Annotated in this window: 27 protein-coding genes; 17 read left to right on the top strand and 10 right to left on the bottom strand. The window is 72.5% G+C overall.

Annotated features, from left to right (window positions below; all coding sequences use genetic code 11):
• The first annotated feature begins 6 nt into the window (after positions 1 to 6).
• The 4 genes from ACWD6N_RS04060 to ACWD6N_RS04075 all read left to right on the top strand — a co-directional run bounded on the left by ACWD6N_RS04060 (position 7) and on the right by ACWD6N_RS04075 (position 3,226).
• On the top strand, positions 7 to 609 hold the full coding sequence (locus tag ACWD6N_RS04060; protein ID WP_387322891.1) for a nitroreductase family protein: 603 nt from the start codon (positions 7 to 9) through the stop codon (positions 607 to 609).
• A 188-nt stretch (positions 610 to 797) separates the two neighbouring features.
• Positions 798 to 1,103, top strand: a complete 306-nt coding sequence (locus ACWD6N_RS04065; RefSeq protein WP_007454850.1) for a type II toxin-antitoxin system VapB family antitoxin — start codon at positions 798 to 800, stop codon at positions 1,101 to 1,103.
• A 44-nt stretch (positions 1,104 to 1,147) separates the two neighbouring features.
• On the top strand, positions 1,148 to 2,311 hold the full coding sequence (locus ACWD6N_RS04070) for an acyl-CoA dehydrogenase family protein (protein ID WP_354964422.1): 1,164 nt from the start codon (positions 1,148 to 1,150) through the stop codon (positions 2,309 to 2,311).
• A 99-nt stretch (positions 2,312 to 2,410) separates the two neighbouring features.
• Positions 2,411 to 3,226 (top strand): DUF4230 domain-containing protein, encoded by an 816-nt coding sequence (locus ACWD6N_RS04075; protein WP_387322894.1) that lies wholly within the window; start codon positions 2,411 to 2,413, stop codon positions 3,224 to 3,226.
• Positions 3,227 to 3,473: 247 nt separating this feature from the next.
• On the opposite strand, the gene ACWD6N_RS04080 is transcribed toward ACWD6N_RS04075, so the two are convergent.
• On the bottom strand, positions 3,474 to 3,683 hold the full coding sequence (locus ACWD6N_RS04080; protein WP_354964424.1) for a PspC domain-containing protein: 210 nt from the start codon (positions 3,681 to 3,683) through the stop codon (positions 3,474 to 3,476).
• Between the two features lie 571 nt (positions 3,684 to 4,254).
• Here ACWD6N_RS04080 and ACWD6N_RS04085 point away from each other — a divergent pair.
• The 10 genes from ACWD6N_RS04085 to ACWD6N_RS04130 all read left to right on the top strand — a co-directional run bounded on the left by ACWD6N_RS04085 (position 4,255) and on the right by ACWD6N_RS04130 (position 17,837).
• Positions 4,255 to 5,625 (top strand): L-serine ammonia-lyase, encoded by a 1,371-nt coding sequence (locus tag ACWD6N_RS04085; protein ID WP_354964425.1) that lies wholly within the window; start codon positions 4,255 to 4,257, stop codon positions 5,623 to 5,625.
• 70 nt (positions 5,626 to 5,695) lie between these two features.
• A complete protein-coding gene (locus ACWD6N_RS04090; RefSeq protein ID WP_387322897.1) occupies positions 5,696 to 6,523 on the top strand; it encodes an ABC transporter permease in 828 nt (275 codons plus the stop codon).
• A 1-nt stretch (position 6,524) separates the two neighbouring features.
• On the top strand, positions 6,525 to 7,271 hold the full coding sequence (locus ACWD6N_RS04095) for an ABC transporter ATP-binding protein (protein WP_074316275.1): 747 nt from the start codon (positions 6,525 to 6,527) through the stop codon (positions 7,269 to 7,271).
• Positions 7,268 to 9,337, top strand: a complete 2,070-nt coding sequence (locus ACWD6N_RS04100) for a DUF5941 domain-containing protein (RefSeq protein ID WP_387322900.1) — start codon at positions 7,268 to 7,270, stop codon at positions 9,335 to 9,337. The genes ACWD6N_RS04095 and ACWD6N_RS04100 overlap by 4 nt, the downstream gene beginning before the upstream one ends.
• Before the next feature lie 15 nt (positions 9,338 to 9,352).
• Positions 9,353 to 11,563, top strand: a complete 2,211-nt coding sequence (locus tag ACWD6N_RS04105; protein WP_450004469.1) for a bifunctional glycosyltransferase/CDP-glycerol:glycerophosphate glycerophosphotransferase — start codon at positions 9,353 to 9,355, stop codon at positions 11,561 to 11,563.
• Between the two features lie 74 nt (positions 11,564 to 11,637).
• On the top strand, positions 11,638 to 12,987 hold the full coding sequence (locus ACWD6N_RS04110; RefSeq protein WP_450004470.1) for an ABC transporter ATP-binding protein: 1,350 nt from the start codon (positions 11,638 to 11,640) through the stop codon (positions 12,985 to 12,987).
• A 92-nt stretch (positions 12,988 to 13,079) separates the two neighbouring features.
• Positions 13,080 to 14,087, top strand: a complete 1,008-nt coding sequence (locus ACWD6N_RS04115) for a hypothetical protein (protein WP_450004471.1) — start codon at positions 13,080 to 13,082, stop codon at positions 14,085 to 14,087.
• Between the two features lie 62 nt (positions 14,088 to 14,149).
• Entirely contained in the window at positions 14,150 to 14,614 is a 465-nt protein-coding gene (locus tag ACWD6N_RS04120; protein ID WP_450004472.1) for a DUF4442 domain-containing protein, read from the top strand.
• Positions 14,615 to 14,673: 59 nt separating this feature from the next.
• Entirely contained in the window at positions 14,674 to 15,468 is a 795-nt protein-coding gene (locus tag ACWD6N_RS04125; RefSeq protein WP_450004473.1) for an HAD family hydrolase, read from the top strand.
• Positions 15,465 to 17,837, top strand: coding sequence for a glycoside hydrolase family 65 protein (locus tag ACWD6N_RS04130; protein ID WP_450004474.1), 2,373 nt, complete (start codon positions 15,465 to 15,467; stop codon positions 17,835 to 17,837). The genes ACWD6N_RS04125 and ACWD6N_RS04130 overlap by 4 nt, the downstream gene beginning before the upstream one ends.
• A 108-nt stretch (positions 17,838 to 17,945) precedes the next feature.
• Here ACWD6N_RS04130 and ACWD6N_RS04135 read toward each other — a convergent pair whose 3' ends face one another.
• Entirely contained in the window at positions 17,946 to 18,125 is a 180-nt protein-coding gene (locus tag ACWD6N_RS04135; RefSeq protein ID WP_210911137.1) for a hypothetical protein, read from the bottom strand.
• Between the two features lie 221 nt (positions 18,126 to 18,346).
• Between ACWD6N_RS04135 and ACWD6N_RS04140 the strand changes: the two genes are divergently transcribed.
• Entirely contained in the window at positions 18,347 to 19,024 is a 678-nt protein-coding gene (locus ACWD6N_RS04140) for a dienelactone hydrolase family protein (RefSeq protein WP_450004475.1), read from the top strand.
• Here the strand turns inward: ACWD6N_RS04140 and ACWD6N_RS04145 are convergent.
• Positions 19,019 to 20,152 (bottom strand): AI-2E family transporter, encoded by a 1,134-nt coding sequence (locus ACWD6N_RS04145; protein ID WP_450004476.1) that lies wholly within the window; start codon positions 20,150 to 20,152, stop codon positions 19,019 to 19,021. The two genes, ACWD6N_RS04140 and ACWD6N_RS04145, sit on opposite strands and share 6 nt — an antisense overlap.
• Positions 20,153 to 20,354: 202 nt before the next feature.
• On the opposite strand from ACWD6N_RS04145, the gene ACWD6N_RS04150 reads away from it, so the two are divergent.
• Positions 20,355 to 20,525, top strand: coding sequence for an antitoxin (locus ACWD6N_RS04150; protein ID WP_450004515.1), 171 nt, complete (start codon positions 20,355 to 20,357; stop codon positions 20,523 to 20,525).
• Between the two features lie 153 nt (positions 20,526 to 20,678).
• A complete protein-coding gene (locus ACWD6N_RS04155) occupies positions 20,679 to 21,983 on the top strand; it encodes an FUSC family protein (RefSeq protein WP_450004477.1) in 1,305 nt (434 codons plus the stop codon).
• Between the two features lie 9 nt (positions 21,984 to 21,992).
• On the opposite strand, the gene ACWD6N_RS04160 is transcribed toward ACWD6N_RS04155, so the two are convergent.
• The 7 genes from ACWD6N_RS04160 to ACWD6N_RS04190 all read right to left on the bottom strand — a co-directional run bounded on the left by ACWD6N_RS04160 (position 21,993) and on the right by ACWD6N_RS04190 (position 26,922).
• A complete protein-coding gene (locus ACWD6N_RS04160; RefSeq protein ID WP_387322918.1) occupies positions 21,993 to 22,637 on the bottom strand; it encodes a C39 family peptidase in 645 nt (214 codons plus the stop codon).
• 240 nt (positions 22,638 to 22,877) lie between these two features.
• Positions 22,878 to 23,285 carry a pyridoxamine 5'-phosphate oxidase family protein gene (locus ACWD6N_RS04165; protein ID WP_354964437.1) on the bottom strand — a complete coding sequence of 136 codons (408 nt, stop codon included), beginning with the start codon at positions 23,283 to 23,285 and terminating at the stop codon, positions 22,878 to 22,880.
• A 31-nt stretch (positions 23,286 to 23,316) separates the two neighbouring features.
• Positions 23,317 to 23,655 (bottom strand): YkvA family protein, encoded by a 339-nt coding sequence (locus ACWD6N_RS04170; RefSeq protein WP_387322920.1) that lies wholly within the window; start codon positions 23,653 to 23,655, stop codon positions 23,317 to 23,319.
• A 109-nt stretch (positions 23,656 to 23,764) separates the two neighbouring features.
• Positions 23,765 to 24,631: a hypothetical protein gene (locus tag ACWD6N_RS04175; protein WP_387322922.1), complete on the bottom strand. Its 867-nt coding sequence runs from the start codon at positions 24,629 to 24,631 to the stop codon at positions 23,765 to 23,767.
• Positions 24,632 to 24,711: 80 nt separating this feature from the next.
• Entirely contained in the window at positions 24,712 to 25,071 is a 360-nt protein-coding gene (locus ACWD6N_RS04180; protein ID WP_354964440.1) for a hypothetical protein, read from the bottom strand.
• A gap of 194 nt (positions 25,072 to 25,265) precedes the next feature.
• The gene (locus tag ACWD6N_RS04185) at positions 25,266 to 26,561 is read right to left on the bottom strand and encodes a WXG100 family type VII secretion target (RefSeq protein WP_387322924.1); all 1,296 of its coding nucleotides are present in this window, start codon (positions 26,559 to 26,561) and stop codon (positions 25,266 to 25,268) included.
• Entirely contained in the window at positions 26,554 to 26,922 is a 369-nt protein-coding gene (locus ACWD6N_RS04190) for a hypothetical protein (RefSeq protein ID WP_449938614.1), read from the bottom strand. The genes ACWD6N_RS04185 and ACWD6N_RS04190 overlap by 8 nt, the downstream gene beginning before the upstream one ends.
• Positions 26,923 to 26,953: the final 31 nt, after the last annotated feature.

The raw sequence follows: 26,953 nt of genomic DNA on the forward strand, positions 1-26,953 counted from the left end.
AACGGGATGGAGTTCGCCGAGGTCGTCCGGCGTCGGCGCATGGTGCGCAACTACGACCCGGACCGCCCGGTCCCGCCCGACGTGGTGGACCGGCTGCTCGACCACGCGGTGCGCGCCCCGTCGGCCGGGTTCGCGCAGGGCTGGGGTTTCCTGGTGCTGGAGGAGGCGGCCGACCGGGAGCGGTTCTGGGCGGCCACCACGCCGGACGGTGGTGGGCGGGAGCGGTGGCTGGCCGGGATGCGCCGGGCGCCGCTGATCGTGGTGCCGCACGCCAACGAGTCGGCCTACCTCCAGCGGTACGCGGAGCCGGACAAGGGCTGGACGGACGTGTCCACCGACCGCTGGCCGGTGCCCTACTGGTACGTGGACACCGGGTTCGCCGCGCTGCTGATGTTGCTCACCGCGGTGGACGAGGGGTTGGGCGCGTGTTTCTTCGGCATCCCGCCGCAGCGGCTGGCCGCTTACCGGGACGCGTTCGGCGTGCCGACGGACCATCGACCCGTCGGAGCCATCACAATCGGTTACCGCGCACCCGACCATAGGTCACCGTCGCTGCGCCGAGGTCGCCGTCCGCTGGACGAGGTGGTGCGGCGCGGCCGGTGGAGTTGAGTGCGGCGTCCCGTTCGTCCGGTTGGGGATCGGACGAGCGGTAGCGAAACTGACATCAGGGAGCAGAACGTGGTGTGCGCTGGGCGGCTAGGCTGGCACGCGTCATCGGTACCGCGCCGCGCGGTGCCTGCCGCGACCCGGCTCGGCGCCGCCGGTCGGCTCGGCCACGGGGAGGGGAGCGTGCCGTCGTGATCTTCAGAGCGGTCCGGGACGGGCGTCCCTATCCGGAGCACAACCTGACGCTCAAGCAGTGGGCGGAGATCCCGCCGCGACCGCTGCGCCTGGACCAGTTGATCACCACCAAGCGTGAGCTGGCGCTCGACAAGCTCCTCGCCGAGGATTCCACCTTCTACGGGGACCTCTTCCCCCACGTGGTGCAGTGGAATGGCGGGCTCTACCTGGAGGACGGCCTGCACCGGGCCCTGCGCGCCGCCCTGCAGCAGCGCAACCAGATCCACGCCCGGGTGCTGGTGCTCTCCGAGCCGATCGAATGACGCGTCCGCGCCCATCGGCCTGAGTCTTCGTTAAGGTGGCGTCCATGACCGCTCCACTGGACCTGCTCGACCTGGACCCGTCGCTCACCGAGGAGGAGCGGCAGATCCGCGACGTCGTACGTCAGCTCATCGACGATCGGGTGCGCCCGCACGTCGCCGACTGGTACGAGGAGGGCCGGGTGCCGGCCCGCGAGCTGGCCCGGGAGTTCGGCAAGCTCGGACTGCTCGGCATGCACCTGACCGGGTACGGCTGCGCCGGCGCCTCCGCGGTCGCGTACGGGCTGGCCTGCCAGGAGCTGGAGGCCGGCGACTCCGGCGTCCGTTCCCTGGTCTCCGTGCAGGGCTCCCTGGCCATGTACGCCATCTGGCGCTACGGCAGCGAGGAGCAGAAGCAGCGCTGGCTGCCGTCGATGGCGACCGGCGAGGCGATCGGCTGCTTCGGCCTGACCGAGCCGGACCACGGCTCGGACCCGGCGTCGATGGCCACCCGGGCCCGCCGCGACGGCGACGACTGGGTGCTCACCGGCGGCAAGATGTGGATCACCAACGCGCCGATCGCCGACGTCGCGGTGATCTGGGCGCGCACCGACGAGGGCGTCCGGGGTTTCGCCGTACCCATGGACACGCCCGGTGTCACGGCCCGCGAGATCCGCCGCAAGATGTCGCTGCGCGCGTCGGTTACCGGCGAGATCGTGCTGGACGACGTCCGGCTCCCGGCGGACGCCCAACTGCCCGAGGCGGTCGGGCTCAAGGCCCCACTGAGCTGCCTCACCGAAGCCCGGTACGGCATCGTCTGGGGCTCGGTCGGCGCCGCCCGGGACTGCCTGGAGACGGCCTTGGCGTACGCCACCACCCGTACCCAGTTCGGTCGTCCGCTGGCCGGTTTCCAGCTCACCCAGGCGAAGCTCGCCGACATGGCCGTCGAGCTGGTGAAGGGGCAACTGCTCGCGCTGCACCTGGGCCGGCTCGCCGACGCCGGCCGGCTGCGGCCCGAGCAGGTCAGCGTGGGCAAGCTGAACAACGTGCGGGAGGCCCTGGCCATCGCCCGGCAGTGCCGCACCATCCTCGGCGCCAACGGCGTCTCCGGCGAATACCCGGTGATGCGGCACGCGAACAACCTGGAGAGCGTGCTGACGTACGAGGGCACCTCGGAGATCCACCAGCTCGTCATCGGACAGCGGCTCACCGGGGTCTCGGCCTTCGCCTGACCTGCCCGTTTACGCTTTCCGGTCGCTCGACGCGCGGGTGTCGTACGGGGGCCGTACCGTCAATGGCAGACGACGTGTCTGACGAGGACGGTGAGCGTGATGGCCCGCGACGCTGGCATCAACGAGCCTACGAGGGAGTTCCCCGGATACCCCACGGGCGACGATCTCCGGCAACGGTCGGACACCCCGACGGAACCCGTGCCGGGCGGCCCGGCCGGCACGGGCGACTCCGGTGGCCCCGGCGGCACCAGTGGGCCGACGAGCGGCGGTGCCGGTGGTCCGGTCCGCGGTCTGCTCGTGCTTCTCGGGGCCGCCGCGCTGGCCGTGGTGGTGCTGCTCGGCGTGCAGGCGACCGGGCTCCTGCCGGAGTTCCGCAACCCGTTCGCCAAGGAGCAGACCGACCGCAGCCAGCCGCCGCTGCTGAAGTCGATCCAGGACCTCAGCCGATACGTGGCCGCCGAGGGCAACTTCCAGGTCGTGGTCGACACCCAGAACGACCGGCGCAACGTACCGGACTTCCTGCTCAACGAGCGCACCCTGTTCGTTGGGGCGGGCAGCGTCGAGGCGTACGTCGACTTCGGCAAGATCGGGGAGGGCGCTGTCGTCGAGTCCGCCGACGGCACCTCGGTCGAGATCAAGCTGCCCGCGCCGCAGCTCGGCGAGACCAACCTCGACCTGGAAAAGAGCTACGTGTTCGCCGAGCAGCGCGGTCTGATCAACCGGCTCGGCGACCTGGTCGGCAACGACCCCAACCGGCAGCAGCAGGTCTACCAGCTCGCCGAGGAACGGATCACCGCCGCCGCCCGGGACAGCGGGCTCTCCGCCCGAGCCGAGGAGAACACCCGCAAGATGCTGGAGGGGCTGCTCCGCTCCCTCGGCTACCAGCAGGTCACGGTCACCTACACCGCTCCCTGACTGCTGGACCTCGCACGTCGAAGCGCCCGCCCCGACGACCGTCAGGGCGGGCGCTTCCGTCATCGAACTCTCCGCGCCCCGCGCCGCGCCGTGCCTCGCGCTCCGTCCCGGCGCAAGATCCACGCAACTTCAGGGATGTTGGTGTTTCCGGCCGTCGTGAGGCAGCAACTTCCCAGAAGTTGCTGCCTCAGCCCGGGGCGGGCCGGGGGCGGGGGCGGTTTCGGTCGGGGTGGGATGCGGGTGAGGGTCAGTGCCGGGTGGAGGCGAGGTAGCGGTCCTCGTTCGGCATGAGGATCCAGAGGATCAGGTACACGATCACCTGGGTGCCGGGCAGCAGCAGCGACAGCAGGAACAGCAGCCGGACCATCCCGGCGGACATGCCGAACCGCTGACCGAGGCCGGCGCAGACACCGGCGATCATGCGCCCCTGGCGGGGCCGAACCAGTTTGCGACTCATCGTCGTACTCCCACTCTGCGGCGGTACGCCGCGTCTGCAATCCACGGTAGAAAGGGACGGCCAGTTCACCCTCGGTCCCGAGGAGGATCGGCAACCCGTGGACCCGTAGGTACTTACCCGTGCGGCTCAGCTGCGACGCCTCCGATGCCGCACCCGTCCCGCCCGATCCGAGGCCCGCGCTGGCGTCGGCGCCACGCGGGGATTCCGCGCCGGGCCGACGTTCCGCGACGCGCACTCCCCGAGGGAGATCGTGCTCGATCCTGGATGTAGTGCCCTCGGGCATGAGCGGAAGCCACTACATCCTGGATTGTGCGCGATCTTGCGGCGGGACGTCGCCGGGACGCGGCGGGGAGGTGGCGGTGGGACGGCGGGTGAGTGGCGGTCCGGCGATCACGTCGCGGTGGCCGGGTGGGCCGTGAACTGGGCGGGTAGGCTCGCTGGTTGGGCACCCACACCCCGGGTGGCCGGCGGCCACCCGACCGGGCGGCCACGAGCGGGGCCGCCGGACCGGTGGCCACGACCGGGCCGGATCCCGCACCACGGGACGACGGCGAGGAAGCGCAGCGCAGCCATGATCAGTGTTTTCGACCTCTTCAGCGTCGGCATCGGGCCGTCCAGCTCCCACACGGTGGGGCCGATGCGGGCCGCCCGCACCTTCGTGGCCGGGCTCAAGGCCGACGGGCTGCTCACCGACACCGCACGGGTGCAGGCCGAACTGTTCGGCTCGCTGGGCGCCACCGGGCACGGCCACGGCAGCGACCGGGCGGTGCTGCTCGGGCTGGCCGGCGAGGCACCGGAGACGGTCGACACGGACACCGTCGGCCCCCGGGTCGAGCGGATCCGGGCGGAGCGGCGGATCAGCCTGCTGGACGCGCACGAGATCGACTTCGACCCGGACCGGGACCTGACGCTGCACCGCCGCCGGTCGCTGCCGTACCACCCGAACGGGATGACCTTCGTGGCGTACGACGGGACCGGCGCCGAGGTGCGCAGCCGCACCTACTACTCGGTCGGCGGCGGCTTCGTGGTGGACGAGGCGGCGGCCGGCGCGGACCGGATCAAGCCGGACAGCACCCGGGTGCGGTACCCCTTCCTGACCGGGGCGCAGCTGCTGGAGGTGACCACCGCCACCGGTCTCTCGATCAGCGAGGTGATGCTGGCCAACGAGCGGTCCTGGCGCAGCGAGGCGGAGATCCGGGCCGACCTGCTGGAGATCTGGCGGGTGATGCGGGAGTGCGTGGAGCGTGGCTGCGAGCGGGACGGCGTACTCCCTGGTGGGTTGAAGGTCCGGCGGCGCGCGGCGGAGCTGCGGCGCAGCCTGGAGGCGGACACCGCGACCACCGATCCGCTGCGCGCGATGGACTGGGTGACGCTGTTCGCCCTGGCGGTGAACGAGGAGAACGCCGCCGGCGGCCGCGTGGTCACCGCGCCGACCAACGGCGCGGCGGGGATCATCCCGGCGGTGCTGCACTACTACACCCGGTTCGTGCCGGGTGCCTCCGACGACGGCGTGGTGCGGTTCCTGCTGGCGGCCGGCGCGATCGGCGTGCTGTTCAAGGAGAACGCCTCGATCTCCGGCGCCGAGGTCGGCTGCCAGGGCGAGGTGGGCTCGGCCTGCTCGATGGCCGCGGCGGGCCTCGCCGAGGCGCTCGGCGGCACCCCGCAGCAGGTGGAGAACGCCGCCGAGATCGGGATGGAGCACAACCTCGGGCTCACCTGCGACCCGGTGGGTGGCCTGGTGCAGATCCCCTGCATCGAGCGGAACGCGGTGGCTAGCATCAAGGCGATCACGGCCGCCCGGCTGGCGCTGCGCGGCGACGGTGTGCACGCGGTGTCGCTGGACAAGGTCATCAAGACGATGCGGGAGACGGGCGCCGACATGAAGGTCAAGTACAAGGAGACGGCGCGGGGCGGCCTGGCCGTCAACGTGATCGAGTGCTGATCTGGCCGACTCGGGGCATTCGTTCACCGACTGCTAACCTGTCGTCCGTTTCAGGAGGCGGGAGGCAGCGGTGACCTCTGGCGTCGCGGTGTTGTGGTCGCACCGCAACTCGCTGCGCATCCTGGTCAGACGGGACCTGGCGGTCAAGTACCAGCAGTCGGTGCTGGGCTATCTCTGGTCGTTGATCGAGCCGCTCGGCATGGGCGCCATCTACTGGTTCGTCTTCGGCGTGCTCTACTCGCGGGACACCGGGCGGCACCTCGGTGAGGCGGCCGGATCGTATCCGCTGTTCCTGATCACGGGGATCTTCGCCTGGATGTGGACCAGTTCGGCGCTGAGCGAGGCCACCAACGCGCTGACCGGTCAGTCCCGGCTGATCACCACGATGAACGTGCCGCGCCAGGTCTTCCCGATCGGCCGGGTCACCGGCCGGTTCGCCGAGTACGTGGCCGGTCTGCCGATCCTGATGGCCATCGCGGTGATCTACGGGGCGCACGGCCGGATCCATCCCGGCTGGTCGCTGCTCTCCCTGCCGCTCGCGGTGGCCGTCCAAGCCGTCCTGCTGATCGGGCTGGCCCTGCTGCTGTCCGCGTGGAACGTGCTGATGCGTGACGTGGAGCGGTTCATGCGGCTGATCATCCGGGTGCTCTTCTACGCCACTCCGATCATCTACCCGCTGAGTCTGGTGCGGGAATCCGGCCTGCCGGGCTGGCTGAAGGTGGCGTACGAGCTGAACCCGCTGGTCGGGATCTTCCAGCTGCACCACGCGATCTGGTACCCGGATGAGTTCCCGGACGCTCGGCTGCTCACCACCACGGTCGTCGGCAGCCTGCTGGTGCTGGCCGCCGGCTGGTGGTCGTTCCGCCGGTTGGAACCCGCCGTGCTCAAGGAACTCTGACATGGCCGCGCCGATCATCGAGGCCGACGGCCTGGGCATCCGGTTCGTCCGCAACCGCCGCCGGCAACTGCGGCTGCGGGAGTTGTTCATCCACCGGGGCGGTCGGGGTGCCCTGCCCGGCCAGTTCTGGCCGCTGCGCGACGTGTCGTTCACCGTCGAGCCGGGCGAGACGGTCGGGGTGATCGGCCGCAACGGCACCGGCAAGAGCACCCTGCTGCGGTTGATCGCCGGGGTGCTCATTCCGGACGAGGGCAGCATCCGGGTGCACGGCGCGGTGGCGCCACTGCTGGAGCTCTCCGCCGGTTTCTCCAACGACCTGACCGGGCGGGAGAACCTGCACCTGGTCGGTGGGCTGCACGGGCTGTCGACGGGCTATCTGAAGCGGCACTTCGACGAGATCGTCGAGTTCGCCGGTGAGCAGGTGGAACGGGCCATCGACACGTCGGTGCGGCACTACTCGTCGGGGATGAAGGTGCGGCTCGGCTTCGCGATCATCTCGCATCTGCCGCACCCGATCCTGCTGATGGACGAGGTGACCGCGGTCGGTGACGCGGAGTTCCGCAAGAAGTGTTACGCGACGATTGATCGTCTGCTCGGGGAGGGGCGCACGCTGGTGCTGGTGTCACACAACGAAAAGGACCTGACCCGGTTCTGCCGTCGGGGGTTGTACCTCGACGCGGGCCGGTTGATGCTCGACGGCACCATCGCCGAGGCGCTCGACGCGTACCACGCCGCGGTCCCGCGGTGACGCTCGCGATCGTGCTCGCCGCCGGGACGTCCGCGGCGGGCCTGACCACCGCGACCGGCGAGCCGCTGGCCGACCGGCTCGCCGCCCAGCTGCGGCAGGCCGGGGCGGACGAGGTGCGCTTCGCCGCCGGGTTGGACGAACTGGCCGCCCTGGCCGACCACGCCACCGGCCCGCTGCTGATCACCGGCACCGACCTGGTCGCGCACACCGCCGTGCTGAGACACCTGGCCACCAGCCCGGTGGGGCCGACGGTGGCACTGGTGCTCACCGACCCGGCGGTGCCAGGGCGGACCGCCGTGCGCGAGGAACGTGGCCAGGTGGTCGACGCCGGCGCGGTGGACGCCCTGGACGGCGAGGCCACCGGCGTGTTCGGCGGCGCGCTGCGGGTCGGCGTGGCTGACCTGCCGACCCTGGCCGCCGCCGCCCGGGCCGCCGCGATCGGCGTGCTGCCGGTCGCCACCCCCCTCGGTCCGCCCGGGGAGGTTTCCGCGTTCCGGCCCACCGAGGGCGCCGGGCCGGCCGGGCGTCTCGCGCCGGTCCCGGCCGGCGGCCCCGGGTCCGCCGTGGACCGGCTCGTCGCGGGTCTCGCCGCGCTCGGCACCCTGATCTTCGCCCAGCGGGTACGTCTGCTCGTCGCACACCGGGTCGACGACGCGGCTGGGCTGGTCGCCGCCGAGGCGGCGGTGACCGCGGTCGACGAGGACCGGGCCGAGTTGCGGCTGGCGGTGAAGGAGAAGGACGACTTCTTCTCGACCTACTTCGTCAGCACCTGGTCGCCGTACGTGGTGCGGGTGGCGGCCCGGCTCCGGCTCACCCCGACCGGGGTGACGGTGATCTCGGTGCTCTTCGCGCTGGCCGCCGCGGTGCTGTTCGGGGTCGGCGGGCGGCCCGCGCTGGTCAGCGGCGCGGTGCTGCTCTACCTCGGGTTCGTGCTGGACTGCGTGGACGGCCAGTTGGCCCGCTACACCCGGCACTTCAGCGCCTGGGGTGGCTGGCTGGACACGATGGCCGACCGCGCCAAGGAGTACCTGGTCTACGCCGGGCTGGGTTTCGGGGTGAGCCACGCCGGGCTGGGCAACGGCTGGGCGCTGGCGATCGCCGCGATGACGTTGCAGACCGTCCGGCACATGACCGACACCTGGTACGGCGTGCTGCACGACGAGGCGGCGCGTCGGCCCCGGGCGGCGACGGGTGCCAGTGGCGGCATCGGTGACCGGTTGAACGCCGCGTCGACCCGGGTGCAGGCGGACACCGGCTCGCTGTCGTACTGGCTGAAGCGGACCGTGGTCTTTCCGATCGGCGAGCGGTGGGCGCTGATCGCGCTGACCGTGGCGCTGTTCAATCCGCTGGTCAGTCTGATCGCGGTACTGGTGTGGGGTGTGCTGGCGTTCGCGTACACCGGGGCGCTGCGTACGCTGCGGGCCCGCTGGATGTGGGTGCCGGTGCTGGACACGGTCGATGCCACGCTGCACCGCGACGACGGCCCGCTGGCCCGCCGGCTGCCGGTGGTCCGCCCGATGGGGCCGCTCACCCTGGCGGTGATCGCCGCGCTGGGTTCGGCGGCGTTGCTGGTCGCGGCGTTGCTGGGCGACGTGCCCGACGGGCTGCGCTGGGCGGTGCCGGTGGCGTTGCTGGTGCTGCTGGTCGGTGGCCTGGGCGCCGGGGCCGCGCACAACGGTCCGCTGGACTGGCTGGTGCCCGCCGCGTTGCGGGCCGCCGAGTACCTGTTCGCGATCGCGGTCGGGGTGGTCGGCGGCGCGCCGGGGTGGCTGATCTTCGGCTACGTCTTCGTGCTCACCGTGCACCACTACGACCTGACCGCCCGGCTGGAGAAGCGGCAGGCGGCGCCCCCGTTGCACCCGGCCACGCTGGGCTGGGAGGGACGTTCGGTGCTGCTGGCCCTCGCGGCGATTGCCGGAATCGTGAGTATCGGCATGGCTACACTCGGTACATACCTTCTCGTGGTTTTCGTGGCGAGCGTCGTCCTGGCCTGGTTCGTCCGGCCGGCCCGTAGCGCGCGGGCGTCGGCCGCGCCGGCGGGCGCGGGAGGTGGCGCGCCGCGCTGACGGAGGGACGGCCGGATGACCCTGATCAGTTTCGTGGTGCCGGCCTTCCGCGTGCAGGGATACCTGCGCGAGTGCCTGGACTCGATCCTCGGCCAGCCGGAGACCGACCTCGAGGTGATCGCGGTCGACGACTGCTCCCCGGATTCCAGCGGCGAGATCATCGACGAGTACGCCGCCCGCGACCAGCGGGTCCGGTCGATCCGGCTGCCGGAGAACGTCGGCCTCGGTCCGGCCCGCAACGTCGGGCTGGACCGGGCCGTCGGGGAGTACGTCTGGTTCCTCGACGGCGACGACTGGCTGGCGCCGGAGTGCCTGCCGGAGGTCGCCGAGCGGTTACGTGCCACCCGGCCGGACGTGCTGCTGGTCGACCATGTCCGGACGCACTGGAACGACACCGCCACGCGCAGCGCGATGGCGGAGGTGTTCCCGGAGTCGCCCGGCGCGGCCACCTTCCGACTGCGGGACCGGCCGGAGGCGATGCGGCTGCTGCACACCGCGTGGAACCGGCTGGTACGCCGGGAGTTCCTCGTCGATCTGGGGCTGCGCTTCGCGCCCGGCTGGTACGAGGATGTCTCGTTCAGCTACCCGGTGCTGATGGCGGCGCAGCGGATCGGCGTACTCGATCGGGTCTGCGTCAACTACCGGCAGCGCCGGGCGGGCGCGATCACCCGGACCCGGGGTGACCGGCACTTCGAGGTGTTCCCGCAGTGGCACCGGGTCTTCCACCTCATGGACACCTGGGGGCCGGCGGCGGACGCCCTGCGGCCGGCGGTCTTCGAGCGGATGATCTGGCACTACCTGACCGTGCTCGGCAACGGCCAGCGGATCGCCCCGGAGCTGCGGCCCGCCTTCTTCGCGCAGATCACCGCCGACTACGCGCGCTGGCTGCCGGACGGCGGGTACCCGGCGCCGGACGGGGTGGAAGGGATCAAGCACCGGCTGGTCGCCACCGGCCGCTGGCGGACGTTCAGCGCGTTGCGGGCGGCGAGCCGGGCCCGCGACACCGCCCGCCGGCGGGCTCGCACCACCCGGCGTCGGGTCGGGCCGGCCGCCCGGCGCGGCGCCCGACTGACCCGCGACGGCCTGCTGCGCGAGTACTACCGCGCCGAGCTGCGGCGGCCGGTGGATCCGACGCTCGCGGTGTACGCCGCCTCCTGGTACCGGGGGTACGCCTGCAACCCGGCGGCGATCTACGAGGTGGCCCGCCGGCTGGCCCCCGGTGTACGCGGGGTGTGGATCGTGCGCCGGGACCGGGTGGACACCGTGCCGGCCGGGGCGGAGTACGTGGTCGCCGGCACCCCGGCCTACTACCGGGCGCTGGCCCGGGCCCGGTGGCTGGTCAACAACGTCAACTTCCCGGACTTCGTCCGCAAGCGGCCGGAGCAGGTGCACGTGCAGACCCACCACGGCACGCCCGTCAAGGTGATGGGGCTGGACCAGCAGCGCTACCCGATCGGTGCCGGCCGGATGGACTTCGCCGGGCTGCTGCGCCGGGTGGACCGCTGGGACTACAGCGTCAGCGCGAACAGCTTCTCCACCCAGATGTGGGACCGCGCGTACCCGGCCACGTACACCACTCTGGAGGTGGGCTACCCGCGTAACGACCGACTGGTCAACGCCGGCCCCGACGAGGTACGCCGGCTGCGCGCGGAGTTCGGTCTCGGCCCCGACGAGCAGGTGGTGCTGTACGCCCCGACGCACCGCGAGCACCTGCCCGGCTACCGGCCGCCGTTCGACCCGGACCGGTTCGTCGAGGCGCTGGGTGACTCCGGTCGGCTGCTGATGCGCAGCCACTACTTCCACGACCGGGATCGCAGCCCCCGCCGCGCGGTGGACCGGGAACGGGTCCGCGACGTCAGCGGCCACCAGCGGGTGGAGGACCTCTACCTGGTGGCCGACGTGCTGGTCAGCGACTACTCCTCGGCGATGTTCGACTATGCCGTGCTGGATCGGCCGATCGTGCTCTACGCCCCGGACTGGGAGGCGTACCGGCTGGCCCGGGGCGTCTACTTCGACGTCACGGCGGAGCCGCCGGGCGCGATGGCCACCACGTTCGCCGACCTGCTCGACCTGTTCCGCACCGACGCGGTGCGCTCGGACGCGGCGACCAAGGCCCGCGCCCATTTCCGGGGCCGGTTCTGCGGGCTGGACGACGGGCGCGCGGCGGAGCGGGTGGTGCGCCGGGTGTTCCTGGGTGAGCCGGACGAGAGGGCCTCGCGCTGCTGATCGCACCGGCCCGGTGTCGCTTAATGGCAGCGTCATCAGTCGAACATGAGACGTTCACCCGATGTGCTGATTCAATGATCCTGGTCACAGTCTTCTGGAGTTCGGTCGACGAGCTGGGGGAGGAGACGGTGACCACCGTCGCGCTCAAGGATGTCACCAAGTTCTTCAAGGACGGCACGCTGGCCGTCGACAGCATCAATCTGGACGTGAACGACGGCGAGTTCATGGTGTTGCTCGGCCCGTCCGGCTGCGGCAAGTCCACGGTGCTGCGGATGATCGCCGGGTTGGAGGACCCGACCCAGGGTGCGGTGCTGCTCGACGGGGAGCTCGCGAACGACCTGCCGCCGCGGGACCGGAAGATCGCCATGGTCTTCCAGGACTTCGCCCTCTATCCGCACATGACGGTGGGTGACAACATCGCCTTCCCGCTGCGCCTGGCCGGGATGGAGCCGACCCCGCGGGGTGAGCGGGTCACCGACGTCGCCAGCGCGCTGGGCATCGGCGACGTGCTCGCCCGCAAGCCGGGTCAGCTCTCGGGCGGGCAGCGGCAGCGCGTGGCGATGGGCCGCGCCATCGTCCGCCGGCCCGGGCTGTTCCTGATGGACGAACCGCTGTCCAACCTGGACAGCGGGCTGCGTGCGGAGCTGCGTGCGGAGATCTCGGGCCTCACCCGGGAGCTGGGCGTCACCACCGTCTACGTCACCCACGACCAGGCCGAGGCACTCACCATGGCCGACCGGGTGGCGATCATGCGCCGTGGGGTGCTCCAGGACGTGGGCACCCCCACCCAGGTGTACGGGCGGCCGGCGACGCTCTACGTGGCCGCCTTCCTGGGCAGCCCGCGGATGAACTTGCTCGAGGCGTCGGTCTACGTGCACCTGGACCGGTACGTCACGCTCAACCTTGGCGAGCAGTCGCTCTACCTACCCTGGGACGACATCCGCAGCCGGGCCGTGGCGCACTACCACGGCGAGCGGATCGTGGTCGGCATGCGAGCCGAGGCGCTCACCCCGGTCTCCCCGGACAGCCCCGGCGACGTGCTGCGTGGCCGGATCCGCTACCTGGAGCACCACGGGCACGAGTCGCTGGCGTTCCTCGACATCGGCGCCACCGCGATCGTGGTCGACGAGATGGGTGCGCGGCTGGACGAGCCGCCGGTGGGCCAGCGCGGCCTGCGCCGGTTCAGCTCGGTCATGCAGCGGCTGACGGGCAAGGACGTGGAGGCGGACGACTCCGCGGGTGGCACCCGGACGAGCGTGCTCCCCGACCCCGGTCGGCACCATCGCCGCCCGGCGGAGCTGGCGGTGCGGTTGGCGCCGTACCCGGCGGTCGCCGCGGGTCACCCACTCGCCGTGGCGGTCCGGATGGACGCGCTGCACTTCTTCGACGAGCGCGGGGGCCGGATCGACGTGGGATGGCGCTGACGCCACGCCGGAGCGGGGTGGCGAAGGCGCTGCCGGTGTCCTACGGTCTGCGCACCCAGTCCACATGAAAGACCACCGAGAGGGGTGCATCCGTGTCGGGTGACCGTCCCAGCCCGCTCGTCATCGAGCGCATCCTGCGCGACCGGCAGGGCATCTGGCAGCAGATCGTTTCCGAGCGCGACCTGAACGCGTTGACCGGACGCATGCTGGTCAGCTCCGCCATCGCGCTCGCCTGCTACGGGGCGGTTCTGGGTGCCTTTCACAGTCCGTTGATGGCGCTGACCTCCGCGCTGAAGCTGCCGCTGCTGTTCCTGGTCACGCTGGCCATCTGCCTGCCCACGCTCTACCTGTTCAATCTGGTCTTCGGTGCCCGCCTCTCGGTGCGCCAGTCACTGGCACTGGTGATGGTGGCGATCACGGTCACCTCGATGCTCGCCGTGGCGTTCGCGCCGATCAGCCTCTTCTTCCTGATCACCGCGCCCGACTACGGCTTCTTCAAGCTGCTCAACGTGGCGATCCTGACCCTGTCGGCGCTGGTCGGGCTGCGCTTCCTGACCGGCGGGATGCAGGTGCTCAACGACCACGGCCTGCTCGCCCCGGCGGCCCAGGCTCAGGCCCCGGCGCAGGCCGTGCCGGCCGCCGTGCCCGCCGGCCCGGTGCCGGCTGCCGCGCCGGCTGGCCAGGTCGCCGAGCCGGTCGCCGTGCCGGTTGGCGCCGCGGCGGCCGGGTCGGCCGGTACGGTCCCGAACGGCGCCACCCCCGAGGCCGGCTCGACCGCCGCGCAGGCCCCGGCGCAGGTCCCCGCCCAGTGGAGCGGGCAGCCGGCCGACGCCTCGTTCCCGCCCGGCATGCTGCCGCCCGGCTACCCGCAGCCGCACCGCCAGTGGGCCAACCAGCCGGTACGCCGTGGCGAGCCGACGCAGCGGCCAGCCAGCATGACCCTGCTCTACATCTGGATCCTGCTCTTCGGCTTCGTCGGCACCCAGCTGGCGTGGACGCTGCGTCCGTTCTTCGGCGACCCGGGTCAGGACTTCGCCTTCTTCCGCAGCATCGACGGCAACTTCTACGCGGAGATCCTGCGGACCATCGCCAACCTCTGAGCACCGACGGGACCGGGAAATCCCTGGTTGCCGGGCTGGTTACCGGCTAGTAACGTCAGCCTATGACCATCGACTCCCGCCAGGTGGCGGCCGGCATGCTGGAAGCGGTGCCGTTCGCCCGTACGCTCGGCTTCGAATTTGTCGAGGTGGCACCCGAGGCGGAAGGCGGGGTGCGGGCGGTCGTCCGTCTCCCCGACTCGCCGGCCACCCACAACCACGTCGGCGGGCCGCACGCCGGGGCCATGTTCACCCTGGGTGAGACGGCCTCCGGCGCGGTCGTGCTGGCCGCCTTCGGGCAGCTGCTGGACCGTGCCGTGCCGCTCGCCGTCCGCGCCGAGATCGCCTACCGCAAACTGGCACGGGGCCCGGTGCTGGCCACCGCGCGGCTCGGTCGGCCGGCTCTGGAGGTGATCGACGAGCTGGAGTCCGGCAGGCGGCCGGAGTTCCCGGTCGAGGTCGAGATCACCACCGAGGACGGCACGCCCACCTCGGCGATGACCGTGGTCTGGACGCTGCGGCCGAACTGAACGCCGTCTGGCGGCGGAAACATGGTTTGCCGACCCGGACGGATGGTTAGATTCGTAGCGTGCTGGGCCTACCTGCTCACGTGACCGCCTGTCTCTTCGACCTGGACGGTGTGCTGACGCGGACCGCCAAGGTGCACAACGCCGCGTGGAAGGAGACGTTCGACGAATTCCTGCGGAAGCGCGCCACAGCCACCGGTGAACCGTTCCAGCCGTTCGACCCCGGCCCGGACTACAACCGCTACGTCGACGGCCGACCCCGCGCCGACGGCGTCCGGTCCTTCCTGGCCTCCCGCGGGATCGTGCTGCCCGAGGGCAGCCCGGACGACCCGCCGGACGCCGACACGGTCAACGGGGTCGGCAACCGTAAGAACGTCCTGCTGCTGCAACGCCTGCGCAGCTCCGGCGTCGAGGTCTACCCGGGTTCGGTGCGCTACCTGGAGGCGGCGATCACCGCAGGGCTGCGTCGAGCCGTGGTGACCGCGAGCGCCAACGGGCGCGAGGTGGTCGCCGCCGCCGGGCTGGAACCGTTGCTGGAGGAGCGGGTCGACGGGCTGGTCGCCCGGTCCCAGGGCCTGCGCGGCAAGCCGCACCCCGACACCTTCCTCGCCGGGGCCAGGCTGCTCGGTGTCGACCGGTCGCAGGCCGCCGTCTTCGAGGACGCGCTCTCCGGGGTGGCCGCCGGCCGGGCCGGCGGCTTCGGTTACGTGGTCGGCGTCGACCGGGTCGGTCAGGCCGACGAGCTGCGCGCGCACGGCGCCGACGTCGTGGTCAGCGACCTCGCCGACCTGCTCGACGCGGGTGACGCTAGCCCGCCCGCGGCTCGCCACACGACGGCGGAGCGGGGCCCGGCGTGATCCGGGAGCGGGCCTATCCGGTCGAGCCCTGGCACGTTCGGGAGACCCGGCTCGACATGGACGTGCTGGCCCAGTCGGAGTCCGTCTTCGCGCTCTCCAACGGGCACGTCGGGCTGCGCGGCAACCTCGACGAGGGCGAGCCGCACGGCCTGCCCGGCACCTACCTCAACTCGTTCTACGAGCTCCGTCCGCTGCCGTACGCGGAGGCCGGCTACGGCTTTCCCGAGTCCGGGCAGACCATCGTCAACGTCACGAACGGCAAGCTGATCCGGCTGCTGGTCGACGACGAACCACTCGACGTGCGCTACGGCGAGCTGCTCTCCCACGAGCGGATTCTCGACATGCGTGCCGGCACCCTGCACCGGGAGCTGCACTGGCGCTCGCCGGCCGGCCACGAGGTCAAGGTCCGCAGCACCCGGCTGGTGTCGTTCACCCAGCGGTCGGTCGCCGCCATCAGCTACGAGGTGGAGCCCGTCGACGGGCCGCTCCGGCTGATCGTGCAGTCCGAGCTGGTCGCCAACGAGACGCTGCCACCGCAGAGCTCGGACCCCAGGGTCGCGGCGGTGCTGGAATCGCCGTTGCAGGCCGAGGAGGAGCTGACCACACCGGATGGTGGGCAGCTGATCCACCGCACCAAGGTCTCCGGCCTGCGGGTGGCCGCCGCGATGGAGCACGAGGTGCACGGCCCGGACCGCACCACCATCGAGTCCGAGGGGTACGAGGACTGGGTCCGCACCACGGTCGCCTGCGTGCTCAAGCCCGGCGAGAAACTGCGGATCGTCAAGTACCTGACGTACGGCTGGTCGAGCCGGCGCTCGCTGCCCGCGCTGCGGGACCAGGTCGGCGCGGCGCTGGCCGGGGCCCGACTGGACGGGTGGGACGGGCTCTGCCGCGAGCAGCGCGCCTACCTCGACGCGTTCTGGGACGCCGCCGACGTACGGGTCGAGGGGGACCCGGAGGTGCAGCAGGCCGTCCGTTTCGGCCTCTTCCACGTGCTCCAGGCCGGTGCCCGGGCCGAGCGTCGGCCGATCTCGGCGAAGGGGCTGACCGGCCCCGGCTACGACGGGCACGCATTCTGGGACACCGAGATGTTCGTCCTGCCGGTGCTCACCTACACCCAGCCGAGCGCGGTGCGCAACGCGCTGCACTGGCGACACAGCACCCTGGCGCAGGCCCGGGAGCGGGCCGAGACGCTCAACTTCAAGGGCGCAGCCTTCCCCTGGCGGACCATCGAAGGTCCGGAATCATCCGGGTACTGGCCGGCCGGCACCGCGGCCTTCCACATCGCCGCCGACATCGCCGATGCGCTGCGGCGCTACGTGCTGGCCACCGGGGACACCGAGCTGGAACGGGAGATCGGGCTGGAGCTGCTGGTGGAGACCGCCCGGCTGTGGCGCTCGATCGGCCACCACGACCGGCACGGGCACTTCCACATCGACGGGGTCACCGGCCCCGACGAGTACACCGCGATCAAGAACGACAACATCTACACCAACCTGATGGCGCAGCGGAACCTGCTCGCCGCCGCCGAGGTGGTGATGCGCTACCAGGATGAGGCGTTCCACCTCGGGGTCACCGACGAGGAGGCGGCGAGCTGGCGGGACGCGGCCAGCTCGATGCACATCCCGTACGACGAAGAGCTCCAGGTCCACCAGCAGACGGAGGGGTTCACCCGGCTTCAGGAGTGGGACTTCGCGCACACGCCAGCGGAGAAGTACCCGCTGCTGCTGCACTACCCGTACTTCGACCTGTACCGCAAGCAGGTGGTCAAGCAGGCCGACCTGGTCCTGGCCATGCACTGGCGGGGGGACGCGTTCACGCCGGATCAGAAGGTGCGTAACTTCCTGTACTACGAGCGTCGCACCGTACGCGACTCGTCACTGTCGGCCTGCACCCAGGCGGTGCTCGCCGCCGAGGTGGGCCATCCCGAGTTGGCGCACATCTACCTGCGCGAGGCCGCGCTGATGGACCTGCACGACCTCAACGAGAACACTCGGGACGGCGTGCACATGGCCTCGCTGGCCGGCGCCTGGCTCGCCCTGGTCGGTGGGCTCGGCGGGTTGCGGGACCACGATGGTCGCCTGTCGTTCGCGCCCCGGCTCTCCAGCCGACTCAGCCGTCTGGAGTTCTCGCTCCAGTGGCGCGGGCTGGCGTTGCGGGTGGACGTCCGGCCGCACCAGACGACGTACTCGCTGCGCCACGGCGGCCCGGACGACGTGGTGGAGCTGCGCCACCACGACCAGGTGCTGCGGGTCACCTGCGACGAGCCGGTGACCGTGCCGGTGCCGCCGGCCGATCCGTCCGGGCCGCAGCCGGAGCAGCCGCCGGGCAGGTCACCGCTGCTGCGGTTGCCCGAGCACGAGGAGTGAGGGCCGGGACGGGATAGCTCCCGTCCCGGCCCTCGAATCTCACGTGGGCCCCGACCGTCGAGCGCCGGGCCGGCCCCGGCCGTCGGATCGGTGGACCCGGCCGGTGCGTCAGACGGGCTCGCCGGTGGAAGGGCGCCCCAACGCGTCCCTGGGCGCCATCGCCCGGGGATCCTCGGAGGTACGCGCCTGCGCGGCCTCGTCCCCCCAGTCCCGGCTTCGCTCGGCGTCCTGTTCCCGCCGGTTCCGCTCGTCCATCTGCTGCTGCCGCGACGTCTGCTGCTGGGCCATGACGATCCTCGCGATCCGTCGGGGCGCGGTGTGCGCCGACACGGTCTGCGGTCGCCCCACGGCTACCCGACGGTCCACCCGGCAAACACCACCCACGGCCGGTGCGGTCACTGGCAGCCGGCGGCGTCCCGCCGCCGTGTCCGCTGACCCGGCACGGCGGCGGTGCGTGCGGCGCGACGAGTTGGGTACCCACAGCACAGGCGAGTACGGGGAGGTGGGGCATGGACGAGCAGCGCAGCACGGTGACCATCCCAATCGGGGACGCCCAACTCCCCGCAGATCTGATGCTGCCCGCTCAGCCGGTGGGCGCGGTGCTCTTCGCGCACGGCAGCGGCAGCTCGCGGCACAGCCCGCGCAACGTGGCGGTGGCCCGGACGCTGAACGCTCGTGGGCTCGGCACGGTACTGGCGGACCTGCTCACCCCAACCGAGGACGAAGAGGACGCGCGCACCGCCGAACTGCGGTTCGACATCGGGCTGCTGGCCGGCCGGCTGGCCGGGATCGTGGACTGGATGGCGGCCGAGCGCCCCGCCGGTGACGTGCCGATCGGCCTCTTCGGGGCAAGCACGGGTGCCGCCGCCGCCCTGGTCGCGGCGGCGTCCCGCGCGGACCTGGTGGGCGCGGTGGTGTCCCGGGGCGGCCGACCGGACCTGGCCGGCACCGCTCTGGCACAGGTGCGTACGCCGACGTTGCTCCTGGTCGGCGGCTTGGACGAGGAGGTGATCACGCTCAACGAGCAGGCGCTGGCCGAGCTGGGGGAGGTCGGCGAGCTGCGGGTGGTGCCCGGTGCCACCCACCTCTTCGAGGAGCCCGGCACCCTCGACCAGGTCGCCGACCAGGCCGGCACCTGGTTCACCACGCACCTCAGCCGGTCGACCGCCCCGTCGCGTCGATCATGAGGTTGACGGGACATCCGACGCCCCGGCGGGAGTGCTGGGGTTGTGGTGGCGCTGGACGGTGTCGATGATGCGCCAGAGGACGGCGGTGATCGGGACACTGACGAAGGCGCCGGCGATGCCCGCGATCAGGGTGCCGGCGGTGACGGCCACCAGGATCACCGCCGGGTGCAGCCGGACCTGCCGCTTCATGACCAGCGGCTCCAGCAGGTTGCCCTCGATCTGCTGCACGGCGATCACAGCGGCCAGGGTGAGCAGCGCCGTGGTCGGCCCGTTGGCGGCCAGGGCCACCAGCACCGCCACCGCGCCGGCCACCGTCGCGCCGATGATCGGCACGAAACCGCCGAGGAAGGTGATCAGCGCCAGCGGCAGGGCGAGCGGCACCCGCAACACCACCAGGGCCAGGCCGATGCCGATCGCGTCGATCGCGGCGATCAGCATGGTGCCCCGGCTGTACGCGCCCAACGTCCGCCAGCCGGCCCGGCCGGCCTCGGCCACGACAGGCCGGTTCGGGCCGGTCGTCCGGGACAGCACCCAGTGCCACATCGAGCGGCCGTCCTTGAGCAGGAAGAAGAGCAGCACCAGGGCGAGCAACGCGGAACCCAGCACCTCGGTCACCGTCCGGGCGCCGGCCACCGGGTCCGGGGAGCTCCCGCTCAGCCCCTGCCGCGCCTGGTCGACCAGGCGGTCGAGCTGCGCGTCGGTGACGGGCAGGGTGGACGTGACGAAGTCCCGGGTGCGGTCCAGCCCCTGGGTCAGCTCCTGGCTGAGTTGGTCGAACTGGCTCGCCGTCAGGTTCCACACGAGCGCGCCGACCCCCACCAGGATGCCGAGCAGCAAAAGTACGGTGAGCAGCGCGGCCAGCGCCGCGGGCAGCCGCAACCGGCGCAGCCGGAGCAGCACCGGGTCGAGCAGCGCGGTGAGGAAGATGGTGGCGGCCAGCGCGATGGCCAACGGCGCCAGCAGCACGGCGATCCGGCCCAGCAGATAGAGCCCGGCGACGACCACCACCAGGCAGGCGCTCCACAGCACCGCGATCCGGACCAGCCAGGGCAGCGCCGCCCACGCCTGGCGCGGCCCAGGGCCGCCCGTTGTCGCCCCGATGCCCGCCCCGGGCTCGTCTGCCGCCATGTCGGCCCTCCTCGATCTCGCGAGGTCGGTACCCGGCCCGGCGTGCGCCGACACCCGTACCGCTTCAACGGTGGGTGAACGGCCGGCGTGGCGGGTGTAGCGGGCCGTTCCTGGCCACCCACTGCGACCGGTTTGCGCTGCCGGGCCCAGGGAACGCTGACGGGAGTGACCAGAGTGGAGGAGGAGCGCCGTGGGTGACTTCATGGGCAAGGCCAAGGATTTCGCGGACAAGCACGACAAGCAGGTCGACCAGGGGCTGGACAAGGCCGGCGACATGGCCGACAAGCGCACCGGCGGAAAGTACGACGACAAGATCGACAAGGGTGTGGACCAGGCTCAGGCGCGTACCGGCGAGGGCGACCAGGTCCGCTGACCTACCGGGCCGTTCCCCGGGTCGCCGTGCACGCGGCGGCCCGGGTCCCCTGCCGGGCGCTGGGCGAGCAGCTCGCCGAAGCGATCGGTGCCGCTGGGGGCCACCGGGGCGGATGGGAACGATTGTCCCCCCGACGTCCGGGTAACCGTCGCCATGGCCGATGACCGACCACCAGCCGAGAGCGACCGGTCACGGCTCGACCAGGCCGCCGAGAGGGCGTTGCGCCGCAGCGGGGAGGCCGGCCGGGTCCGAGCCCGGCAGTGGGAGGTCACCCTGGTGATCGCCATCCAGGCCGGGCTGGCCGCGGCGCTCGCCGCCCTGATCGCCCAGCACCTGCTCGGCCCCGGCGCGCACGTCTTCGCACCCGCCGCCGCCGTCGGTACGATCGCCACCGCCATCGGCCAGCGGGCCCGGCGCACCTTCGAGCTGCTGGCCGGCGTGGGCCTGGGCATCGTCATCGGCGACACGCTGCGGTTCTTCCTCGGCTCGGGGCCGTGGCAGACCGGCATGGTGGTGGCCCTGGCCATCGCCAGCGCGCTGCTGGTGGCAGGAAAGGGTGGCCAGCTCGTCGGTCAGGCCGGCGGTACCGCCGTGCTGATCGCCACGCTGGCTCCGATGGAGCGCGGCCTGGAGCTGCCCCGCATCTTCGACGCGCTGGTCGGTGGGGTGGTCGGCCTGGTGGTGGTCGCGCTGCTGTTGCCGATCAACCCGGTGCGGACGCTCGACCGCGCCGCGACGCCGATCTACGCGGTCCTCTGCGAGCAGCTCGACGAGCTGGCACATGCGTTGCGCGAGCGCGACTCCGACCGGGCGATGCGCGTCCTGGAACGGCTCCGCGCCACCGAGGGTGATCTGGGTCGGCTGAACGATTCGCTGAGCGGGGCGGAGGAGGTGGTGACGATCGCACCCGTGCGCTGGCACCGGCGCCAGCAGTTCCACCGGTACGCCCGCAGTGCCGATTACCTCCAGCGGCTGACGCTGGACAGCCGGGCCATGGCCCGCTGGTCGACGACCGCCCTCCAGTACGACGAGCCGATCCCGCCGGAGCTGCCGGACGCGGTCGCCCGACTGGGCCAGGCGGTGGCGGAGATGCGCAGGGAGTGCCGGGTCGGAAATGACACCGAGTGCACCCGCAGGCTGGTCGAACAGTGTGCCGAACTGGCCGGGCGGGCCACCGCCGCCGGTCTCAAGTCGTTCGGCGACGCGCTCGTCACCGGCCTGCGTACGGCGGCCAGCGATCTGCTCCGGGCCGCCGGATGCGAGCCGGACTATGCGAACGCGGTCGTCCGCCGGGCGGCCGGGGCCGGCGAGGCGGTCGTCCACCCGCCGCTCCGGCGACGCCTGCACCGGTCCCGGCCGACCCGGGCCGCCCGGGCCCGACGGCGTTCGCACCTCGCCGCCCGCAACCGCGACGATGAGCGGGCCGGCCTCCCCGACAGGGGGAGACCGGCCCGATGAACGGCAGGGTCAGGACGAGTAGCCCCGCTCGGCGATCCAGTTGGCGACCTTCGGCAGGGTCATCCAGTACTCGCCCAGCGCCGGGTCGGCCGGGTCGGCGATCCGGATCATGTCGCCACCGTCGCGGTAGCCGACCAGGGTCAGATAGTGCCCGCCCTCGTACGAGTGCGGGTTGCCGTCGGTGTCCACCGTCGTGCCCTTGATGTTGGCCACCACCGGTCGGCCGGCGTCCACCGCCGCCAGCACGTCCCGGCGCAGCTGCTCAACCTGCTCCGGGCGGGCCACCGAGTCACGGATCTCCGTGGTCCGGTACTTGCCGCCGGTCAGGTCGTTGAGCACCCGGGTGGTGTCCAGGGCCGACGGGGTGCCCGCCTCGGTCGTGCCGAGCAGCTTGGCCACCTCGTCCTGGGAGAGCGCCTTGCCCTGCGCGGAGAGCGCGATGCGGGTGGCGGCCGGGCCGCAGTAGTAGAAGTTCGGCTGAGCCTGGTAGTCGATGCCGAGGACCCGCTCGGCGGAACGGTCGCTCTGGCTCGCCGAGGTCGGTGCGCCCTGCACCGGGGCGGCCTGCGCGGCCACCGCGGGGCCGAGGGCGCAACCGCCGGCGACCAGCATGCCGGCGACGGACAGGCCGCTCTTCTGGATGATCGGATTCATGGTCGAGTCTCCGTTCGGGGGGTTGGCGCCTCCGAGTGGCGGAGGGCGGCAGCACCGGGAATGGCGGTCGGCTCAACAGGAGCGATGACCCGCGGCAGTCTCGGCCGGGGCGTACCGGGGGTGTAACGGCCCTGCTCCGGCCGGCATTCCGCTGCCGGCTGACCGGGACGGGCGACGGTGAGCGGCCAATCAGGCGTCAGGGCAGGAAACGGTCATCAGGCCGACGTCCCCGATCGGGGGTCAGAGGCTGCCCAGCAGGCCGGTCACGGTGATCTCGATGACCACCCGCTCCGGATTCGGACGCGGAGTCCGATACCGCTCGGCGTAGCGGCGCTCCGCCTCCGCGACGGCGGTGCGGTCCGAGCGGAGCACCGCCCGGCCCTCGATGGTCAGCCAGCGTCGGCCGTCCACGTGGCAGACGGCCACCGGGACGCCCGCCGCGCCCCCGGCAGCCACGTGCCGGGCCTTGCGGGAGGCGCCGGAGGTGATCACCCGGGCCAGCCCGGCCGCCGGGTCGAGGGTGACCCCGACCGGCACCACGTGCGGGGTGCCGTCGGCGCGCACGGTGGTCAGCGTCGCGAGGTGCCGTTCCGCGCAGAACGCGGCAACGCGCTCATCACGTACGTCCAGTCGATGATCGCCCGCCATGACCGTCCCCCGTCTGCCGACCCGACCACGATCATGGCACGGAGCGGCGCGCCCGGTCCGGGTCCGGGGGCGCGTCCGGCTGCCCGGGCAGCCGGCGGCCCGCCCGGCGCTGGTGCACCAGGCGGGTCAGGTAGATCAAGGCGCCCGCCAGCACACCCATGTCGTCCAGGTAGATCGGGTCCGGGAGCAGGTCGACCGGGAAGATCGTGTAGATCAGCGCCCCGTAGAAGGCGACCTTGCCGCCCGCGCCGAGCCCGGCCAGCAGCCGTCGGGTCCGCACCACCCGCACCGCCAGCACCACCGCGCCGACCAGTGTGGCGATCGCCAGAATGCCGGCGATCCCCACGAGGACCCATGCCTGTCGGGACATTCCGTCACGCTAACCCACCGGAGCCCGCACGGCCCGGTGACGGGGGCCGGCACCCGGCCTGGTTCTCCGCTCCCGAACGCGCCGCCGGGCAGCCGGTCATGCCGGCCGGTCAGAACGCGGGCACCGCCGCGCGGCCGCGGGCGATCACCTGGGTCTCCCGGGTCTGCTCGACCGACGGGACGACCTCGCTCAGCGGCAGCACGGAGGCCGACTCCGCAACCCGCCGTCCGCTCGCCGCGTGGGCCTCCTCCCGCAGGCTCCGCGCCGCCGCCACGGCCAGCTCGGCGGCACGCCACGCGGCCTGCTCCCGCTCTCCTGCGGCGGCGTGCCGGGCCGCCAGATTGTCGCGGATCGCCCGCTGCAACACGAGCTCCTGCTCGACCGGGTGCAGCCGCGGGTCCCAGCCGTCGCGGTGCGCGAAGACGTCACTGAGCTGCTCCACCGACAGCTCCCGCCGCCAGTACGCGTCCAGCGCTGCCCGGTGCAGGTAGCGCTCGCGGTCGACGTACTCGGCGGGGGTCCGGGAGGTGTGCGGCAACGGCATCGCGGCGGCGGCGCTCAGTCGCCGTACGGCTGCCTCGGCCGCCTCGTAGGCCTGCCAGGCGGTCTCGACCTCCTCCTGCGCGGCGACCCACTCCGCCCGGCGGCGCTGGGCGGTGGTGGCGGCCCGTTCGGCGGCCACCGCGACCTCCTGCGCGTAGCGACTCTGCTCCCGTTCCTCCTGCACCTGCTCAAGCTGGCTGGGCATGGCCGCGCGGCGGATCCGAGCACCCGGATCGAGACGGATCCGGCCGGGCCGCAACAGCAGGGCGGCGACAGTGACAGCGACCACCCCGAGCAGGCTCAGCCAGATGGCGGCGGCTCGAGGCACGTCGGGCAGGACGGTGGAGAGGACGGTCTGCATGATCAGCACCTCAGGGTCGAACGACGGGTGTCGACGGGTGGCGGCGGACGTCCGGTGTGCCGGCGGTGTCACGTCGAAGACGGTGACGGGAGCGCCCGGACGGATGAGCCGGATCGGGCTGCGGAAATCGCCGGGCCGGTGGTCGGCCGGGGTCAGCGAGTGGGCGGGCCGCGCCGGGGCGGGATACCACGCCCGAACTGATCGGCTGGCGGGTGCTTCGCGCCACCGGTGACCGGGCCGGTCGCCGCGGTGGTGTCGACAGTGCTGACGGGCCGCGACGCGGCCGGCTGGTCCGCCCGCTGGGCGGCCGGAACGGCGTCGGGCCGGAGGGTTTCCACCCGGCTGCTCACGACGCTGGGCCGCAGCTGTGTCGGTGCCGGGGGCGGGGTCGCGGCGAGGGCGCCGCCGAGGCCGACCGCGAGCACCAGCGCGGTGACCGCCAGCCGGGTCAGCTCCCGCAGGGACCGCAGCACGGCCCACCGGGCTGGGCGGACGGGCGCTGCGGAGGACACCCGACCAACCTAACCCCCGCCCCGCGCCGACGCAGCTCGGCAACGGCCCGTTCGCGCGTGACCGTCACCACGCCGCGCACTGTGGACGGAGCTGGCGGGCCGAAACAGCGGTGACCCCCGCCGGATCTGGTCCGGCAGGGGTCACGGCGGAGCGTTCTTACGGCGCCGCCGACAGGCGTGCGCCGGTGCGGAAATCAGTCGGCGGTGCCGAGCACCGACGGCGGAGCGTCTCCGCCGTCTCGCCACACCATCTCGTCCTCCGTCAGCCAGGTCATCCGCTCGTCGGACTCCTCGGACTCCGGTCGGCCGTGCCCGCCGAGCACCCCCGGGCGATTGGCTCCCCTGCCGCCCGCCGCCCCCTGCCGACCGGCCACCGCCGACCGGCCGGTGGACTCGGCGCGCCGACCGTCCATGCTGCGCCCGACTCCGCTGGCGGCGCGGTTCTCGGCCGCGGCCGCACCACCGGTGGTCGCTCGGACCGGGGTGCTGGGCGTGCTGCCCGAACCGGCGAGGGCGGACGTCCGCAGCACCCCGCCGGCCGGTGCCCCGCCCTGCGCTCCGAAGAGCAGACCCGGCCCGGTGCCGCCGGCGCTGGCGGCCACGGTGGTCGGCCCGGACAGGTTGGCCAGCCCGGCGGCGCCGCCGGCGAGCAGCGCACCGCCGACCACCGGATCCGCACCGGCGAGGGAGGTGGTGAAACCACCCGCGCCGCTGCCCGGACCGGTGGCAACGGCCGGCGTGCCGCCGGTGCCCGCGCCGTCCTGGCCGGGGCCGGACCCGTCGCCGGCGACCGGGGGCGGAGCGACGCCGTCGGGCGTCGCGATGGTCGCGCCGCCGGTGTGCGCGGTGCTACGGGAGGCGGTGGGCGCGGCGGTCGGCGTGGTGGTGGCCGGGACGCTGCGTGGCGTCGTCGCGTCGTCGCTGGTGGTCTTCGGCGTGTCCGGGTGGGGCGGGGGCGGGTTGACCACCCGGTCGTAGGCGGAGAGGTCGTAACCGGCGGCCAGCTCGGCCACCACGTTCACCATCCGCTGGTGGGCCTTCTCCTGCTCTTCCTTGTCCTGCTGGTGGCCCATGATGCCCCCGACGATCGCGCCGGGCAGGCCGAAGGCGGCGCCCTTGAGCGCCCCGGAGACCGCCTTGTCGTTGTCGTCGGTCTCGTCCGGGCTCTCCGCCTGCTTGTGCGCGGTGCGCAACTGGCTGGCCATCATGGTGAGCGCCTGTTTGACGTCGGCCATCCCCGCGCCCAGCGACTCGGCGTGGTCGACGATCAGCGTCAGCCGCCGCTGGAACTCCCGACCTGCCGAGCCCGTCCACGTGTTGCCGAGTTTTTCGAGGTCGCCGCTCAGCTCCCGGCCGAGACCGTCAAGGATGCCCTTGAGGGAGGCCCACTGGGCGGCCACGCCGTCGATCTGCTCCGGCTTGCCGGCCATCACTGCGTCGTAGAGCTGCTGGTGGCTGCTGCCCTGGTAGCGCTGGGTGTACTCAGACACGCCCGTCCCCCTTCGGCTGCAACGCCCGGTCGACGCCGGTCAGCGCGGCGGTGATGTCGGTGGCGTTGGCCGCGTTACGCGCTTCGGCGGTGCGGTAGTTGGTCAGGATCTTGCTGGTCGCCTGCTGCGCGGCGAGCACCGCCTGCCGCAGCCGCTCGGCCTGGTCGACATAGGACTGGTGGACCTCGCTGTAGCGACGCGCGTTGTGGGTGGCGTCGGTGAACGAGCCCAGTGCCGGGGGGCTGCACTGCATCTCGGTGTTGAGCTTGCGCAGCACCGACTCGGCCTGGCTCAGCCGCGCCGCCAGGTGCTGGTGGAAGTCCTCAAGGGACAGCAGGTCGACTTCCGTACGCCCGGTCATGGCAAACATCCCCGTCGTTCTGGTTGACAAC

It is taken from the genome of Micromonospora sp. NPDC005163, assembly GCF_053599835.1.